The following is a 14,968-nucleotide window of genomic DNA, read 5'->3' on the forward strand; positions in this document are numbered from 1 at the left end:
ATTAATCCCATGAGACGTAAGGGAGGGCCAGGCATCGGCATTGGTAATCCTCGCCGGGTTTACCGATGAATGCCCCGATGGTGGAACGCTTCTTCCACGTTTTACCGCCGTCGTCTGAATAGACTGTCGGATCGGAGTATTTACATAGCATGCCGTTTAACGCGGAATGACTGTCGCGCTCCCGTTCATCGCCAGTGCCGCCCCACTCATACAGGTCAAGACCAAGAGCCACATTGCGCGCTTCAGTCAGGTCTGCGTTCAGTTTTGATGTCTGGTCGCGAGCGATTAGCCTGGCCCGGTTGCGGGTGACGTTCCCGCGCTCCTTGATTATGTCGATCAGGTTTTCATGTCGGCCACCGTCTTTCATGTTCTCGAAAACCGCCGCGCCGATATCGTGGATAAAGTCGGTATGGATGGAGGTGATCAGGTCAACGTTGTCATTAACCGCCTTTTCCATTTCTGGCTTTATCGCGCCATCGCCGAGCATTCCGGTCAGGTCAATCCCAAAAGCCTGAGAGAAAGTGCGCTGCGTCTGCTCTTTGTTCTGCAGGTTTGCCCTCGTAACGAATCCGGCAGAGAGTCGGGCGGCAACCTCCTGAATTGAAATGCTCGCCAGACGCTGCATGACAGCGGCAAGACGCGTCGTAATCGAGAGAGGCGTGCTATCAGGGGTATCGGCAAGCACAGGCTTACCCAACTCGTCAATAAACGCCTGGACCATGCTGTCGATAAAATCCGTCAACCTGTCCCGATACCATACCTCTGCTCGCTTACTGGCGGTCGGTGGACGCATTCGCCGACGGCGCGGTTTCAAACGTCCCTGCTTACGCTCAAGAAGCAGTTTTAATTCCATAATCCCCTCAGAAGCCAGCATTCGCCCCGGCGCTGACTATCGCCTTGATTTCAGATTCAGTAACAGTCTTCAGCACGCCGCGGTTTACCATCTCCCTGATGGCAACCTCTTCCGTCAGAATTGACGACGTTACCAGCGTATTGAAGCCCGTCGCATACTGGCTAAACCGGTTAGCTTCGTCAGCCTCATTAATGCTGTCGATTGTCGGGTATTCGTAGGTAAGGCTTTCCGTTATGGCGAGTTTGTCCAGTGTGAACTGGTCGGCGAAATCCTGCATAGGGCGAAGCCTGGACTCCTGCAGGCCGTTAATCGTCTCGTAATAGGATTTGTTATCTTCCTCGCCGCTGCTGAACCCGCTGGCCGACTCACCAAACAGAACCGTTATCGGTCTGTCCAGCGCCCCGGCCAGTACAATCGCCATTTTGCTGATCACATCCGACAGTCCGGTAAATTGCGCGTTTTTTTGCTCATAGCGCCCCTGCGCCTGAGTATCACCAGCATCAATCAATAACATCCCGGTTGAAGATTTGGTGTCCTTCATCACCCTGGCGTACTCGCGCACCTGTCCTTCCTGACCCGCTGCGATCTGGTTATTCATGCCGGGGATAAACAGAACATCGACATTCGCTTCCTGAATGGTGTCGCCGGTGCTCAGGATTGCAGTGTCGAACGTTTTGATGTGCTCGTAGGGCGCCTGAAGGTCTGACGTGCCAAACTTCGCGCGATCCTTAATACTGTGATTACCCAGTTTTGTCCGGCAGCAGCGGGAGTGGTGAAACCTGAGTTGCTTTGTCCCGACATCAAGTTGATACGTCAGCGGCTCACCAAAACAGTCCGAACGTATGTCGGTGATGACATTACTGTCCGGCGTGTACTCCCCTTTACGGAACACCAGGAATTTAACGATATCTTCGCTTTGCAAATTGAGCGGCAGGGCGATCTGGTCATCAGCACAATCAGTGATAGCCACGATTAGCGAATCTCCCAGCAGGGAGGCCCACCCCAGCGCGCTGTGAAAAACTGCGTTCAATTTCAGTTCTTTTTCGGCATCAGCGATGCGCTTGGTTATGGAGCTATCGACATCGCCAGAAAATTTACGGGGCAACTTCAGCATGTCGTCGGCGGTTTTGTTGATGTACTTTTTCACCACCCACGATTTTTTATACATCGCGAGCAGCTCTTTATCAGGTACGTCAGGCTTACGGCTGCTATACCGTACTGCGCCAATCTTCTCGCCGAGCGAGGTCATTAAGCTAACCAGGCCATCATTCAGACGACCAACGATATTTTTTCTCGTCATTACATGATGTCCAGTGGGCTGAGTGTTTTTCTCTGATACAAATCGCGTAACCCCTGCGTCATTGCATCGACAACGTCATCGTTCGCACCGACAGGGAACGTGGTAATTTCCTCGACCGTCTCGATGATCCAAGGTGCGATGTCTTTATGGGGAAGGAAAACGTTACCCGCTTCCCATACTGCGGTGATCGCATGCGCCCGGGCTACTTTGCTGCCGTCTGGTTCGACGGGAACGAGCCCTGCGACCGTGTTTTTCAGCGAATCAATAACCGCCGGGCCGTTGGCCTTGTCTTCCACCAGCTTGCGCAAGCCTTTGGGGAATTCGTCAGCCATGCGCTTAACGGCTTTCAGCGTTGCAGTAAAGCTCATGCGGGCGCGCACCTGGTGAAGCAGATAAGCATTGGCGCCCTTTTTTCCCCAAACCTGACCGACAACGTAATCGGTGCCTTCGCTGTCTTTAAACGTCATATCCCAGCTGTGGATGACTATGTCGAAGTTGGTCGGCAAGTCTTTCGGGAGGTAATACTTGATCCATTCGTCTTTGAAGATGGAACCACCAGCCTGTTTTGGTGATTGCTGATACATCGCAGACCAGAAGTAATCCCCGAGAATGGTTTTGGTTTCGAGCAGTTTTTCTTTTGGGTGCAGCTCTGGCACCAGCGCTTCGCCCTGCTCGTTGATTGCAGGGAACGCCAGCACCTTAGCGCGTGGCGTGATTTCCACTACACGCCCGGAAAGGTCATCTGTCGCCCAGCGGGTCGCCATGATGATTTCGCCGCTGTTCTTCGACAGACGCGTTTTAAACGTCGAAACGTACCAGTTCCAGATTGATTTTTTTGTTGTCGGGCTGAGTGCTTCCTTGGCGTTTTTTATCGGGTCATCGATGATACCGAGATCGATTTTCTTACCTGTTAGCGGGCCTCCTACGCCAGCACAGACATACGTTCCCTTATGGTTGGCTATACCGAATTCGTCAGTGTTACGCTTTACGGCCACACCATCAGCCGGCTTATTTCCCAACCAGGCATCCGGAAATATGTTGCGGTATTCCGGCGTGGACATAATGCGCTGAACATCGGCGTTCATGTCCCCGGCAAGGTCAGCGGAGTACGACAAAGCGCCCACGCGCATTTCAGGATATTTTCCGAAGAAATACGCTGGCAGGTAACGCGAAACGATATCCGATTTACCATGCTGCGGCGGCGCACCGAGAATCAGTATCGGGCGCACTCCATTCATCATATCCAGCAGGAACTGATCCAGAGCGTCGCAAACCGTTTGCGAGAACTTGCTGGTTATATATTCGGGGTTGATGTACTGAACAAAGTCGTGAAGGCTGGCCCGGGCATTACGTCGTTTGAGTAACTCGGCCGCTGCTTCCTGCTTACTTACCAGCGATAATTGCGGCGAGCTGCTCATCAGTCAGATCCTCCGCGCTTACTGTGTGATTATGCTGTATGGGCTCACCATTCGGGCCACTTAACTCAGTTTTGGTTTTCAGCATGCCGAGGTGTTGTGCGACCATCTTCATAGCCTCATCCTGATTGCGGGTAATCATTTCAAGGCCAAATCTCCCCTCTTTAATCCCGGCAAAAAGGCGGCGTTCTGCGCCCTTCAAATCTCGCGTGTCGTGGAAAACAGGACGGCTCAGACCAACGCCATTGCAGCGGGGGCAATCCGGGTTCGGATCCAGTGTGCCGTCGTAGCCGTAGCCGCCTGTATCCTTAGGCAGTATGGCACCTTCCTTCCCCTTAACCTTTTCTTCCGCCTCTTCAAACTCAACTGCATCGCGCCACTGGTAGTTAAATCCGAGCCCCCAGCAGTAACGGCAACAGCCGCGGTGATGCTCGGTCAGTTGAGTAGCGTCTGCCGTCGCAATGTCCCACCACCATTTCAACACTTCGTCTTGTGTAACTTTCACTCTTCGCGAACGTTCATCCAGCGCGTCGCGAATTGCCTGGCTGACCTTAGCATTTCTTAGCAGGCGCGAGGCGTTAACGTAAGCCGTATTTCCTTCACCTTTATAGCCAGCTCGCTTGTATGCAGCGGTCCTGTTCAGATCGAGAAGATACTCTTCGACAAACCTGATCTGCATATCGTTAAGGCCGTAATTGCGCAGGTTGAAGGGTTGCGCACTTTCCGGTATATCGGTCTGCGCATCAGTTGGGGATTGCTCATACTGCGCAGTGGTAGGGGCTTGTTCAGTCTGCGCATTGCGCACTTTCTTTTGCGCAGTTTTTTGCGCAGTTGGCTTTTTGATGTAGCGCCGCGCAGATGTGTAATTCAGTCCCTGCGCTTCACACCAATCCTTTGGTGATACGCCGGTTGCGGCATGTTCGGACAGGAACCGTTGCTGAAGCTCGCCCCAGTCCGGTTTTGTCATTGCTTACTCCAATAAAAAAGCCACCAGCGGATGCCAGTGGCTTGGGTGTGGTAATCAGGAATGGATTCGGACCATTGAGCCAGAAGATATTGGTCGTCTGCACCATCCTCCAACTTATAGCAGCGTCACGCTTCGTCCGGACCGGTATTACCCGACACTCGCGCACCTGATTAATGAGTTTCGACATTATCACAGGAACTCGGTGAATGCCTGTTGTAAAATCTAAACTAATAGCAACTAACAGGAGGTGGTGATGAAATCATCACGCGAAAATAATCAATCCTGCAACGTATTAACTACGCTTCGCAAATCATTTTTAAGCTGCTTAGTTATGATTTCAATATTAGTATCGAACCAACCCGCATCCTGATCAGAAAACTCATAACCAGGTGAAATGAGCCCAAGCATACCTTTCTTAGACTCTAACGGGGAACGACCTTCCACCCCTTTCGTTATGGCAAGCACCTGATACGGAAGATAGCTTAAATCCTCTTCGGTCATGCCTGCTCTAGCCGCCACATCAGCAACACATGTCATGATTATGCCACTACAAACTTTTGCCTCAGTGATTGCAGTGCTAATAATAACAAGGCTAATTCTGTCTAAATCCTTCTGGTCAATATAATTTCCTGCCATAGAATTTCTGAATGTAAGCGACATAACTTCCATCTAGTGAGCTATATACTTTCTTACCTTTGCAGAAGCAATATTGCGCCTGAATTGCTTGAACATTAAATTCTCCATTTTATGAGAACTAATACTTTAACCTAAAGACAACAAAGTCAAAAGCCCAGTGGTCACCTCTGTTAAAACCCCTTCTATTGCGAGGCTATAGGGTTATTGTTTGACTCTCTCACCGAGTCGTAAATCCGCTCACACGTCATCCCGGCGCGGTAGCGTTCGTCAGCGATTCCAGCATATCGCTGAGCTTCTGCTGCAATATCTCCGAGCATGTTGGCGAACATTCTGGCGTCGGCGTCGGTTGTTTTGCTTCTGACGGCAGCGGCAAGATCTGCGGTATGCTTTGCGGCGTCCAGGCGGGTAGCGAGTTTTGTTGCTTCGGTGCGCAGCTGGCTAACAGTGGCAGACAGACCAGCAGCAGTGGCAGCAGATTTAGCGGCTTGCGCTTGTGCATCTTTTACAGCCTCATCACGGGCAATAATGCGCCCTTGTTCAATCATGCGGGCAGCGGTCTGTGCGTTCGCTGTTTGCGATGATTCCACGCTGTCACGTTCCGCCCACTTTTTTTCCCACCCGCGACTGCTCCATACACTGCCGGCGATAAATGCGACGGCCACCAGCACCGAAATGGCAATGAACTGATAGCGCAGGCTCACTGGTCTATCCCCCAGCACGTCAGCGCGCTTTCCTGGTCTCGTCGTTCTACCTGGCCATAGCAGCCATTTTTCTGGCCTTTGGTCAGACGACAGTCGCGGCCACCGTCTTTAATCCACCAGCGGATCGCTTCACAGGCTCCTTTACGGTCGCCAGCATTGATGCGCTTATAGAACGTAGACGGGAAACATTTCCCGGGGCCAATGTTGTAAGGGCAGAAAGAAGCGATACCAGCTTTCTGCGGCTCGGTCAGCGGAACTTTTATATTTCGCTCAACCCACGCCAGTGCCTTATCACGCTCAATGGCGTTTACCTGAGCGCATTTCTCAGCAGACAGCTTCATACCCTGAACTACTGGTTTGCCATCAACCATCGTGGCGCCACGGCAAATCGTCCAGAGCCCGCCGCCGTCTCGATACGCCTGCTCGCTATTACCTTCCTTCTCATCCAGAAACTGATCGAGAATCACGGGCGCGGATGCCCCGGCAAGAATCAAACCAACGACCGCTGCGCTCAGCTTATTCCTCAGCTTTGGTGGCATACCCATTGCGCCGATCCTCCCGTTCTTTCCAGCGGAAATACCAGTTCACTGCACAGGTGATCACAGTACATGCGATACCGACAATAATTGCCCAGTCGCTCAGGCTTAACCCTGCAATTCTGTCGGCCAACATCCAGGACACCTCTTTTGCTGTTTTGGCTGTTTCGGCATATGCCTTCGCTGATACACCGCAGCCGGCAAGCGTGGTTCCTGATCCATATGAAAGTCTGCTGTAAATGGTGCTCATTCTGGTCATAGCCTCACCTCCGATTTTTCGGATGGCGCTGTGTGTGATGTAAGGGTCAGGCTGCACGGGCTGGATTTATCAACAAAGCACGTAGCGGATGATTCCCGTGAGCCTGAAATGAAAAATCCCCGGCGGGAAGCCAGGGATTGGATGTTTAGTGTTTTTTATTGCGGTGGCTGCAACGGCCCTTCTAGTACCTCAGCTTCACCGTTATGGCAGATGTCGTCACCTCTGGTTAGATGCCAGACTCCAGTGATCGTTTTACCTGTCTCCAGGTCTTCAAAAATCTCATTGGTAAAATATGCCACCTGAGTGGCCCCATTAAACTGGATCCAGTAAAACCCGTTATCCATATCCCCTCCTGTATGTATGGGGGAATTATACGGAACTAGTCTCAGAGTGGATTTAGAAATTCTTAAATCGCTATAAAGCAAAAAGCCCCACGGTGTTATCCGCAGGGCTTGAAAACTCACTTACTGCCAGTGCATACAACAATGGCACAATATCAGATTTACACGAAATATATGCTAATTAGTTCATTTCTGCAATACCTTGCTGATAATTTGCTGCCTTTTGTTGTGAACGTGATCGCGAAACATGAAGTAGCGCCTGGGAATCGAGTCCCTTATACAGGCTGATCATCGCATCGTAATGTTCCACGTAATTCTGAGACCAGTTTGTTTTATTAACGCCCACCAGCGCAGCCAGATCTCCATACTGATACGGATCCTTCCCGGATAATTCGCCTTTCACATCCTGCGCAGCAAGCCAGATTAGCTGACGCAACCGGTCGATAGTCTTCTTTGCCACCCTCTTTCCGGCCAGTTGCTGGCTGAACTGTTGCCACCCCCATTGAGTGATTTCCACCTGATAGCACCAGCGCACGTTCTCGCTATAGTTCCATAGCAGCCACGCTTTCTGGTGTTCTTCGAGTGACATCAGTGCGCGGCGCCACGATGCGGTGGAGTATTCAACCGGCTGCACCAGGGGAATATGCGAACCCTTGGCATGCGACTGCTTGCCCGGTATTGGCGGGTTATCCAGCGTAATCATTTCCCCGGTCACTTCATCCAGCACTCGAGGCTTTTTACGTTTAAACGTTCCCGTATCGAACTGCGCGTTCTCAAGCCAGGCCATCAACTGCCCTTTCGTCGCACCACTTAAATCGGCGGTGGCCACCATCAACTGCTGGCGCACGTATTCGAGAAATTGAGTATTCATACTGCACCGCCTATGGTTTTGATGTAGTTCTTCAGTATTCGGTAATCCGTCAGCACAGAGCCCGGAAAGTGGTATAAGCGCAATCGTTGCCAACGAACGCGGAGGTGATCGGCAAAATAGGATTCGAATGTCATGCTGCCTCCTGCTTTTTCAGCGCGCGCAGGTCAGCCAGCGCGGTCAGTCTGATTTCCTTCAGTTCTTCAATAGTCCAACGATGCGGAGCGTTATTGTTCTCGAGCGCTAGTACCAGCTCTTCGCCATAACGTTCCACCAGCGCGGCTCGGTATGCTTCGATATTCCCGGATTTGTAGACGTTGCAGACATCACACTGAAGATGGATGTTGAAGCGAGTGAAGCGCAGATGCCCAGCGGCTGCCGTAGTCCGATAATGGCCAGCATGCCAGGCGAACGCCGTTTTAGTTCCGCAGGAAATACAGCCCCGCCCCTCCGCCAACTCCGTCTCGCGGCAAATGTCATTTACGGCACGCTGCGTCAGGTCAATCCAGTGCTTCAGCGGCTTAACTGCAGCTTTACGCTGGCGCCAGGCTGCACGTTCTTTCTTCTCAGTGGCGCGCTGCTTGGCAGACTCTTTGCGTTGTGCAGCCTCCCGGGCTTTTCTGGTCTGCTCCTTGCCGACGGCGCTGGCGCACTCGTAACCGCAAACGGTCTGGGTTTCACGCACCGGATGGAACCATTGGCGACATTCCTTATTGGCACACTTACGGCGAGGTAACTTAGCCATAATCACCCCCAGACCTTTTGCCGAAAGGTTCTTGGCGTACGCGCCGGATGTTCGCATTCAGGTAATTTTGCACTGACAGTCCAGGTGATGTTGTCGCGATTCAGGCTGCGTTCTACCGTGGCGCCACGACGACGGTAACTGGCCACCAGCTCGTCGGCTTGCTCGGTTGTACATTCGTGGTGGTGAAACCATGAGTATTTCATGGCCATCACCCCGCAAAGCTCATGAGCTGCGATGCGGCGTTTTCCGCTTCACGCTGGTCCTTGAATGACCGGGATAATACCCAGCGCCACAGAACATCGAGCGCAGCTTTGTACAGCTGCTGGAACTCGGCTTCGTCCATGTTGGCAAAGGCAATGCTGCGGGGATGTTTACGAAGGGTACCGTCAGGAAGCTGAATAGCATCGTAGTGGCCGGCCTCGACAATTACCCAGGCACGGTACGCGTCAAAGGATTTACACAGGCTGATCCCATTGGTAATTCGACGACTGGCTACCTGCTCCAGATACTGCTCGGCAGCATCCAGCAGTGCGCCTTCGTTTCCACCAAATGCCGCGAGGAATTTAGCATAACCATTTACGAGCTTACGCTCATTGCTGGATATCGCCCCGCCGGTGGGTTCCCAGTATTCGAAACCGAGATTGAGTAATGCGAAAAAGCGACGGTGAAAAGCAGGGTTGCGTACCTGCCGGAACTCGGCCACCAGCACGGCGCCTAGTTTGATTTTTGATTGCAGAATATCGCTGGTCTCCGGCGTCGCGGGGATCAGGATTCCTGATGACTGCTTGATGAGTTGTAGTTCGTGCGCCATGGTATTCCCCGTGGCGCATAATTGTCAGGTTACTGGTTGTTCAGGCCAGTGACAGAATTATGATTGGGTACGTAGCATTAAGTCAATTTTTAGAAGTCATCTCCCTTACAACTTCCATGATGGTTTCTTTGGACCAGTACAATTCATCTCTGGATAATTTTCTGTTAGTTACAGAACCGGCCTTGGCTGAAAGGATGTAGCGTTCATCCGCTGCAAGTCCGAAAGACAAAAGCTCCCGACCTTTCCCATCGGTTATGATCACCCGTAAATTATCAGCAAGATCTGATTGGGCTACATCTGCCACTTAATCCCCCTGAGCGACATACAGACGCGATTAAAGAATGTCGGCAGCAGCATCAAAGGGATACACATTTTGGTATTCTGATAAATGCGCGCCAGCCTTAAGCGCAATTCTAATAAAACCAGTCGTCAGCGCTTTCCCAGGTATCCTGGAGGATTGATTCAATTTTCTTTTTATCGTCCTTGTCACCGCCAAAAACACTTAACCCATCCGACCCGGCACGGCGGATTGTGAGCCTGCAATTGTCATAGTGATCATTCAGGCGCTTAAGCAATTCTTTCTCCAGTGCAGGTACTGCGCCTTTAGGAAGTTCTTTCATGCGATCAATGGTTAATTCAACTTTCATAATGGCCTCCATTGCATGTACTGTGTTTTTATACAGTATACCTATGCACGGAAATGATCAACGTTTTAAGAGCACAAATTGTTAATTTTCTGTCAGTAGTAAAAAAAGAAAACCCGCCGTAGCGGGTTGAATTAGCGATGTTTTATTACGCCGCTATTTGTTTCTGCTGACAAAGCTCCGGCAAATTAGCACGCACCAGCGCCTCAGCAAATGGCGGCGGAACAGCATTACCACATCGCGCAACCTGCTTGTCCTTAGCATACTTCTTACCCCGATAGTCCTGGTCGATGATGTACCACTCAGGGAATCCCTGAGCGCGGTATAGCTCGTGCGGTTGCAGCATACGCATGCCAATATCAACGCTGCGACCGATTGCCAGCTCAATTCCCGTACTCGCCCCGCCGCCGCCGGCAAAGTTATCAACGATGATTTCTCTCACGCGTATTTCTCCATAGCGATGGCCAGTGACCGGGCCGCAGCGATTATTGACGGTACCGGCATTTGTTCCAGCCACATGCGGTTGATGTGATGCTTCAGGCGGCGCTGGTGATGTGCCGGAAGATCCCCGGCACTTTCAATCTGGCTATATACCATTCCTACTTCGGCAGGCCAGACAGTTTCCTCAACATTCACCAGCAGCAGGTTTTCCAGCTCAATTATCCGGTTCGTGGCATATTGCAGTAGCTGATCCATCACTTCGTCTCCCGCCATGCCCGCTTATTACATCTCGGGAAGCGTTCTAGCCTCCATATCCAAATCATCCACAACATCTTATTAAATTCAGGTAGTGCCCGATAATCATCAGCACTCATTTCGAGGGCCTTGAATCGCCACTTTGCCACCTTGACCACCCGCCACAGCATCACCATACAAAACAGAGTGCAAACAACAAGGAAACCGAAAAAAAGATAAGTACTCACCTCACTCCTCCTGCTGCGGTGCTGCTGGCAGTGGCATCCAATGGGTTACCAATATGTGCTCTATACAGCATGCGGCGGCCACATCTACGCTGTCGAAAAACAGCCCTGAATGCTCATCAAAGAACGATACAAAGCAATGCCCCATCCTGTTCCTGGTTAGAACCTCCTGCTCGTCTTCCGGCATCCGCTCGCTGCACTTAATCCAGCCATCCTGAATCACCGGAGAGTTGCCATCGGATAATGGCATATCCGGCCCCTTGCGTATCGCCTTTGACAATTCGATAGGGTCATCGTAAAGCCAGTCGCCAGTTTCCGGATGATTTGCTTTTGCCAGTTGTGCTGCCCATTCCAGCCCGTCTTTGTGCCCTTGCAGGTAGTCCAGCGGTAATTCATCGCAATTACTTGCAGGTTCGGCACCCTGAAGCAAGGCGGCGCGGCAAGCGTTCCAGCCCTCCCACATCCTAACGAAATCATGGGCTAACCATGCGGAATATGCCGTTACTGCATATCCGGTACCGCAGCGGGTGACATGCTTCGGCATTTTGAATGTTCGCTCGAATGCATCTCGCGGATCTTCATCCGGCACTACCGGCGCTCTCGGCTTGCCCTGGCTATCTGACGGCGCTAACGGAGCGTTTCTCAGTACAGTGGCCAGCATTTCAATATCTACTGGTGCAGGCTCAGCACCAAATGCCGCAATAGCCCCATCAATAACCTTCACAGCATCAGCCATTGCGTAGCCGAGATTACCGCCGTCGCTTTGTGCTGCTGCTTTGCTGAGTATTTCGCTTATCTGGCGCAGGCGATCGAGTGACACAGGACCGTGCGCCGGGTGGTTGTTAGTTGTCATGCTGCATACTCCTGTTTAATTCCCATGCGCTGGCATGCGGTTTGGAAAATTGTGGCGTCTTTCTCAATGCCGATAAAATTTCGCCCAGTCTGCTGGCAGGCAACACCCGCGGTACCACTACCCATTGTGAAATCCAGTACCGTATCACCAGGATTGCTGTACGTTTCGATAAGATACTGAACCAGTGCCAGTGGCTTCTGAGTCGGATGATAGTTTCCCGTTTGTTTGTCGCTCGAGAAGAACTGAACATCTCTCGGATACCGCTGAGTTGAATCGTATTCTGTCAGCGACAGAGCCTTACCGTAGCACTCTGAATTGACGGTCTTTCTCTTACTGGTCTTGCGTGTGTGGCCATCGGTCATCTGCGGGTTGTAGGTCGGCTGGCGGCGGTAAAAAACCTCGATATTTTCATGTGCGCGAAGCGGCTGCTTTTTGGCATTCAGAAATCCCGTGGCGTTTCCCTTTTCCCACACCCATTCCGCACGCCAGTCTCGTAAGTTGCTGGCAACCAACACGCTGGTAAAAGGCTGAGCGGAAAACAGCACGATAGCCGCTGTTGGATTGGCTATGCGGTAGAGTTGCTGCCACATAACCTGCAGGTCTAGCACCGAATCCCAGCGGCACTGGGTAGTGCCGTAGGGAATATCAGCGCAAACCAGATCAACGGTACCGTCTTCAAGTTGTGGGAAGACGTCGAAACAGTCGGCATTGCGAAGAGTTACTTCTGCCATCTCACTCACCCTTCACGCCAAAGCCAGCGGCGGCACGTTCAGCTTCACTTTGTTCCCAAAACCACTTGTGAAGTGCCATCAACTCTTCGTTAATCGGTGCATATTTGCGGTCAAAGTAGGCCTGAGCATCTTTCTCAGATTCGTCAGGCAATTCACCAGGCCCAAACAGGGTGTTATAAATCCATGACAGCCCGTTCTTAGCGTCGCCAGTTGCCTGCCATTCGATAATCGCTGCCTGCATGACCAGGATGTTTTTCCCGATTAACAAGTCCAGTTCTTTGTACCGGTTGCGGATGTATGCATTCTCCAACGCCAGCTCCCTGCACTTGCTCTCGGCGTTAGCGAGTTGTACTGCCTGTTCGAGCACCTGCTGTTCAAGTTCTTCGTATGTTGGTTTCATGCTGATGCTCTCCCGTAAAACGCCAGTACACGCTGCATAGCCGGACTTGTGCGGCAAACTGATGCAACCATGTTTTTTCTCGCGTTCGATTTGAGCTGCTTGATGTTCAGCTCCCCGCCGGGTTGCAGCGAATAGACCGGGCGATGCGGTTCGCCAGTGCGGATTATTACCGCTCTGCGCACCAGGTGAAGCAGCAGGTTGTGTGCCTTCTTGCAGTCGCATCCCAGAAGGTTCTGAACCTGACGCGGCGTTACGGTCTGGTTAGCCCGAAGAAAATCAACGATTGCCCACAGTGATTTGCTTGCCATAGTGATTTCCCCTCCAAGTTATTTAACGATCCGGAGATGGCTAACGTTCTTGCGATAGCTGCCCCAGTCAAAGTTCACCCACATCCCGCCATCCATCTGGAGGCGATCGATAACCCGCGCGCCCAACGCTCCGAGAAGTTCTTCGTGGTTCAGGTTCGTCAGGATCCCCACCGGACGCATCGACGACAGGCGACGGTCGATAACCTGATTCAGAATGACTTTCTCGCCGTTGCTACCGCGCTGAATACCGACTTCATCCAGTACCAGCAGATCAACTTTGCAGAGGTCATCCAGAAGCGAAGCCTCTGACTGCCCACCGTCGTAGCACTCGCGAACGCGTAGCATCAGGTCAGGGATAGTGACGACCAGCACGCTATGCCCGCCAGAAAGCAAATGATTTCCGATTGCTGCAGCGAGATGGTTTTTCCCGGTACCAGGGCCACCGCTAAACACGAAGCTCGCGAACCCAGCACCGAAATTCTGTGCGTAGCTCTTTGCCATCGTGAAGGCTTTGCGCTGCCCTTCCCCAGATACCTGGTAATTCGCGAACGTACAGCTGCGATGTAGGCTTTGGATTCCTGAGCGGCCAAAGATTTTCTCTGTCCGGGCTTTCTGGTTCAGCCTGTCCAGTTCTTCACACCGCTTCAGGCCTTCTTCCCGTTGCCACGCCAGCAGCTCTGCTGCGCTGGTGAACTTCGGCTGAACGCCTGGTGGAATGAGTTTTTTCAGGCGCTCAAGCGCACTTCCTGTACCAACCATGTTTTTCATCGCTACCCCCTGAATCCGGTCGGAATCGCTTTATCGGGTTGAGAAATTTTGTTCGGATCCCTTTTTCCATCTGGCGCCGCGAAAGACCACGACTCTTCGTAGTGCTTTGAGGGGCCAAAAAACGTGGATGCCTGTTTCACATACTCAGTGTTAAGTTTCCCAGCGGCAGTTACGTAATCCGCGTATCGCCGAACACCATCAGTAAGCTCCTGCACTGTTGCGCCGGATTTAATCCGTGCAGTCCAGGCTTTGAACGCATCAGCCTTGCTGTTACCACCAGCGCGTTTGGGGTATTCCTGCCACGCCAGTTCAAAATCATCCGGGTAAGTATTTCTCCCCCGGGGAATGGCCGAGCCATGCCCCAAAATATCTTTATCCTGATCTTGTTCCTGATCCTGTTCCTGATCTTGGCTTCGTAGCCCCTTCGAAGCCCCTTCAGAAATTTGGCGCGATTCACGTTTAAAACTAAGGTGAAAATCTGTTTTATAACGTTCATAAAATGATGATAAAAAAGGGTTTTCAGGTAATGACATATATTCATTCCTTACACCAGCACAGCGGTTATCCCCTGGCTTCAGCGCTCGACCAACCTGATAAGCGGCCATTTCATGCACCCAAACCATCTCAGTGTCCTCGTCATAGCTACAAAATCCCGCTTCAATGGAGCTTTTTAGCCCCTTCGAAGCCCCTTCCAAGCCCAGACCCGTTTCATGGGCTATGTACAGAATTGGCAGGTAATACAACCCGAGCATATTTGCGTGTGGCGAGGTCATCAGATAGAACGAAACCACCTGCGCCTCCGCGCCTTGTTTCCTCAGTTCACGGCCTGTTTTTCCAAGCCAGAACTGAGGCGCAACGGTTGCGTAATCACGCATAAAAACCTCTTAATCGCTAAAGTGGTGGCCCATCTAT

General features: G+C 51.8%; 22 protein-coding genes and 2 pseudogenes. All 24 read right to left on the reverse strand.

Translation table 11 applies throughout. The features are described from left to right. Window position 1: 1 nt before the first annotated feature. Window positions 2-853, reverse strand: coding sequence for a phage minor head protein (locus O6D90_RS13625; protein ID WP_271143112.1), 852 nt, complete (start codon window positions 851-853; stop codon window positions 2-4). Between the two features lie 7 nt (window positions 854-860). Continuing rightward, window positions 861-2,153, reverse strand: coding sequence for a DUF1073 domain-containing protein (locus O6D90_RS13630; protein WP_200011094.1), 1,293 nt, complete (start codon window positions 2,151-2,153; stop codon window positions 861-863). Continuing rightward, window positions 2,153-3,571, reverse strand: a complete 1,419-nt coding sequence (terL, locus tag O6D90_RS13635; RefSeq protein WP_174588380.1) for a phage terminase large subunit — start codon at window positions 3,569-3,571, stop codon at window positions 2,153-2,155. Before terL ends, O6D90_RS13630 begins: the two co-directional genes overlap by 1 nt. After that, window positions 3,537-4,535: a terminase small subunit gene (locus tag O6D90_RS13640; protein ID WP_174588379.1), complete on the reverse strand. Its 999-nt coding sequence runs from the start codon at window positions 4,533-4,535 to the stop codon at window positions 3,537-3,539. Before O6D90_RS13640 ends, terL begins: the two co-directional genes overlap by 35 nt. Window positions 4,536-4,811: 276 nt before the next feature. Next, window positions 4,812-5,171 (reverse strand): hypothetical protein, encoded by a 360-nt coding sequence (locus O6D90_RS13645; RefSeq protein WP_271143113.1) that lies wholly within the window; start codon window positions 5,169-5,171, stop codon window positions 4,812-4,814. Window positions 5,172-5,353: 182 nt separating this feature from the next. Beyond that, a complete protein-coding gene (locus tag O6D90_RS13650) occupies window positions 5,354-5,872 on the reverse strand; it encodes a DUF2514 domain-containing protein (protein WP_174588387.1) in 519 nt (172 codons plus the stop codon). Beyond that, a complete protein-coding gene (locus tag O6D90_RS13655) occupies window positions 5,869-6,417 on the reverse strand; it encodes a lysozyme (RefSeq protein WP_200011096.1) in 549 nt (182 codons plus the stop codon). Before O6D90_RS13655 ends, O6D90_RS13650 begins: the two co-directional genes overlap by 4 nt. Then, on the reverse strand, window positions 6,389-6,667 hold the full coding sequence (locus O6D90_RS13660; RefSeq protein WP_016150433.1) for a phage holin: 279 nt from the start codon (window positions 6,665-6,667) through the stop codon (window positions 6,389-6,391). Before O6D90_RS13660 ends, O6D90_RS13655 begins: the two co-directional genes overlap by 29 nt. Window positions 6,668-6,822: 155 nt before the next feature. After that, window positions 6,823-7,011: a hypothetical protein gene (locus tag O6D90_RS13665; RefSeq protein ID WP_174588377.1), complete on the reverse strand. Its 189-nt coding sequence runs from the start codon at window positions 7,009-7,011 to the stop codon at window positions 6,823-6,825. A gap of 178 nt (window positions 7,012-7,189) precedes the next feature. Further along, window positions 7,190-7,879 carry a bacteriophage antitermination protein Q gene (locus O6D90_RS13670; protein ID WP_174588376.1) on the reverse strand — a complete coding sequence of 230 codons (690 nt, stop codon included), beginning with the start codon at window positions 7,877-7,879 and terminating at the stop codon, window positions 7,190-7,192. Beyond that, on the reverse strand, window positions 7,876-8,013 hold the full coding sequence (locus O6D90_RS13675; RefSeq protein WP_016156248.1) for a YlcG family protein: 138 nt from the start codon (window positions 8,011-8,013) through the stop codon (window positions 7,876-7,878). Before O6D90_RS13675 ends, O6D90_RS13670 begins: the two co-directional genes overlap by 4 nt. Continuing rightward, window positions 8,010-8,621, reverse strand: a complete 612-nt coding sequence (locus tag O6D90_RS13680) for a recombination protein NinG (protein WP_016156247.1) — start codon at window positions 8,619-8,621, stop codon at window positions 8,010-8,012. Before O6D90_RS13680 ends, O6D90_RS13675 begins: the two co-directional genes overlap by 4 nt. A gap of 2 nt (window positions 8,622-8,623) precedes the next feature. Further along, complete coding sequence (locus O6D90_RS13685) at window positions 8,624-8,830, reverse strand: hypothetical protein (RefSeq protein WP_116360010.1); 207 nt, start codon at window positions 8,828-8,830, stop codon at window positions 8,624-8,626. Further along, window positions 8,830-9,432 (reverse strand): DUF1367 family protein, encoded by a 603-nt coding sequence (locus tag O6D90_RS13690; protein ID WP_109018166.1) that lies wholly within the window; start codon window positions 9,430-9,432, stop codon window positions 8,830-8,832. The genes O6D90_RS13685 and O6D90_RS13690 overlap by 1 nt, the downstream gene beginning before the upstream one ends. Before the next feature lie 82 nt (window positions 9,433-9,514). After that, window positions 9,515-9,736: a hypothetical protein gene (locus O6D90_RS13695; RefSeq protein WP_174588375.1), complete on the reverse strand. Its 222-nt coding sequence runs from the start codon at window positions 9,734-9,736 to the stop codon at window positions 9,515-9,517. Window positions 9,737-9,845: 109 nt separating this feature from the next. Further along, on the reverse strand, window positions 9,846-10,079 hold the full coding sequence (locus O6D90_RS13700; protein ID WP_016236996.1) for a DinI family protein: 234 nt from the start codon (window positions 10,077-10,079) through the stop codon (window positions 9,846-9,848). A gap of 145 nt (window positions 10,080-10,224) precedes the next feature. Then, window positions 10,225-10,446, reverse strand: a pseudogene (locus tag O6D90_RS13705) (DNA cytosine methyltransferase); the annotation flags it as partial. 68 nt (window positions 10,447-10,514) lie between these two features. Then, window positions 10,515-10,772 (reverse strand): hypothetical protein, encoded by a 258-nt coding sequence (locus O6D90_RS13710; protein ID WP_016156704.1) that lies wholly within the window; start codon window positions 10,770-10,772, stop codon window positions 10,515-10,517. A 228-nt stretch (window positions 10,773-11,000) separates the two neighbouring features. Then, entirely contained in the window at window positions 11,001-11,849 is an 849-nt protein-coding gene (locus O6D90_RS13715) for a DUF551 domain-containing protein (RefSeq protein WP_271143114.1), read from the reverse strand. Then, complete coding sequence (locus O6D90_RS13720) at window positions 11,846-12,580, reverse strand: DNA-methyltransferase (RefSeq protein WP_087051077.1); 735 nt, start codon at window positions 12,578-12,580, stop codon at window positions 11,846-11,848. Before O6D90_RS13720 ends, O6D90_RS13715 begins: the two co-directional genes overlap by 4 nt. A gap of 1 nt (window position 12,581) precedes the next feature. Then, window positions 12,582-12,896, reverse strand: a pseudogene (locus tag O6D90_RS13725) (ead/Ea22-like family protein); the annotation flags it as partial. 80 nt (window positions 12,897-12,976) lie between these two features. Continuing rightward, window positions 12,977-13,288 (reverse strand): hypothetical protein, encoded by a 312-nt coding sequence (locus tag O6D90_RS13730; RefSeq protein WP_271143116.1) that lies wholly within the window; start codon window positions 13,286-13,288, stop codon window positions 12,977-12,979. An 18-nt stretch (window positions 13,289-13,306) separates the two neighbouring features. Next, window positions 13,307-14,056: an ATP-binding protein gene (locus O6D90_RS13735; protein WP_032943673.1), complete on the reverse strand. Its 750-nt coding sequence runs from the start codon at window positions 14,054-14,056 to the stop codon at window positions 13,307-13,309. 2 nt (window positions 14,057-14,058) lie between these two features. Then, a complete protein-coding gene (locus O6D90_RS13740) occupies window positions 14,059-14,931 on the reverse strand; it encodes a DNA-binding protein (RefSeq protein ID WP_271143117.1) in 873 nt (290 codons plus the stop codon). Between the last annotated feature and the right edge of the window lie 37 nt (window positions 14,932-14,968).

Origin of the sequence: Citrobacter sp. 21OH12SH02A-Citro, from assembly GCF_027919895.1 — a bacterium.
Taxonomy (GTDB): domain Bacteria; phylum Pseudomonadota; class Gammaproteobacteria; order Enterobacterales; family Enterobacteriaceae; genus Citrobacter; species Citrobacter braakii.

What these genes read in the sequence shown, in the direction of transcription:
- O6D90_RS13625 (WP_271143112.1), bottom strand. Translation starts at nt 853, where the DNA reads ATGGAATTAAAACTGCTTCTTGAGCGTAAGCAGGGACGTTTGAAACCG.
- O6D90_RS13630 (WP_200011094.1), bottom strand. Translation starts at nt 2,153, where the DNA reads ATGACGAGAAAAAATATCGTTGGTCGTCTGAATGATGGCCTGGTTAGC.
- terL (WP_174588380.1), bottom strand. Translation starts at nt 3,571, where the DNA reads ATGAGCAGCTCGCCGCAATTATCGCTGGTAAGTAAGCAGGAAGCAGCG.
- O6D90_RS13640 (WP_174588379.1), bottom strand. Translation starts at nt 4,535, where the DNA reads ATGACAAAACCGGACTGGGGCGAGCTTCAGCAACGGTTCCTGTCCGAA.
- O6D90_RS13645 (WP_271143113.1), bottom strand. Translation starts at nt 5,171, where the DNA reads ATGGCAGGAAATTATATTGACCAGAAGGATTTAGACAGAATTAGCCTT.
- O6D90_RS13655 (WP_200011096.1), bottom strand. Translation starts at nt 6,417, where the DNA reads ATGGGTATGCCACCAAAGCTGAGGAATAAGCTGAGCGCAGCGGTCGTT.
- O6D90_RS13660 (WP_016150433.1), bottom strand. Translation starts at nt 6,667, where the DNA reads ATGACCAGAATGAGCACCATTTACAGCAGACTTTCATATGGATCAGGA.
- O6D90_RS13665 (WP_174588377.1), bottom strand. Translation starts at nt 7,011, where the DNA reads ATGGATAACGGGTTTTACTGGATCCAGTTTAATGGGGCCACTCAGGTG.
- O6D90_RS13670 (WP_174588376.1), bottom strand. Translation starts at nt 7,879, where the DNA reads ATGAATACTCAATTTCTCGAATACGTGCGCCAGCAGTTGATGGTGGCC.
- O6D90_RS13675 (WP_016156248.1), bottom strand. Translation starts at nt 8,013, where the DNA reads ATGACATTCGAATCCTATTTTGCCGATCACCTCCGCGTTCGTTGGCAA.
- O6D90_RS13680 (WP_016156247.1), bottom strand. Translation starts at nt 8,621, where the DNA reads ATGGCTAAGTTACCTCGCCGTAAGTGTGCCAATAAGGAATGTCGCCAA.
- O6D90_RS13685 (WP_116360010.1), bottom strand. Translation starts at nt 8,830, where the DNA reads ATGGCCATGAAATACTCATGGTTTCACCACCACGAATGTACAACCGAG.
- O6D90_RS13690 (WP_109018166.1), bottom strand. Translation starts at nt 9,432, where the DNA reads ATGGCGCACGAACTACAACTCATCAAGCAGTCATCAGGAATCCTGATC.
- O6D90_RS13700 (WP_016236996.1), bottom strand. Translation starts at nt 10,079, where the DNA reads ATGAAAGTTGAATTAACCATTGATCGCATGAAAGAACTTCCTAAAGGC.
- O6D90_RS13710 (WP_016156704.1), bottom strand. Translation starts at nt 10,772, where the DNA reads ATGGATCAGCTACTGCAATATGCCACGAACCGGATAATTGAGCTGGAA.
- O6D90_RS13715 (WP_271143114.1), bottom strand. Translation starts at nt 11,849, where the DNA reads ATGACAACTAACAACCACCCGGCGCACGGTCCTGTGTCACTCGATCGC.
- O6D90_RS13720 (WP_087051077.1), bottom strand. Translation starts at nt 12,580, where the DNA reads ATGGCAGAAGTAACTCTTCGCAATGCCGACTGTTTCGACGTCTTCCCA.
- O6D90_RS13730 (WP_271143116.1), bottom strand. Translation starts at nt 13,288, where the DNA reads ATGGCAAGCAAATCACTGTGGGCAATCGTTGATTTTCTTCGGGCTAAC.
- O6D90_RS13735 (WP_032943673.1), bottom strand. Translation starts at nt 14,056, where the DNA reads ATGAAAAACATGGTTGGTACAGGAAGTGCGCTTGAGCGCCTGAAAAAA.
- O6D90_RS13740 (WP_271143117.1), bottom strand. Translation starts at nt 14,931, where the DNA reads ATGCGTGATTACGCAACCGTTGCGCCTCAGTTCTGGCTTGGAAAAACA.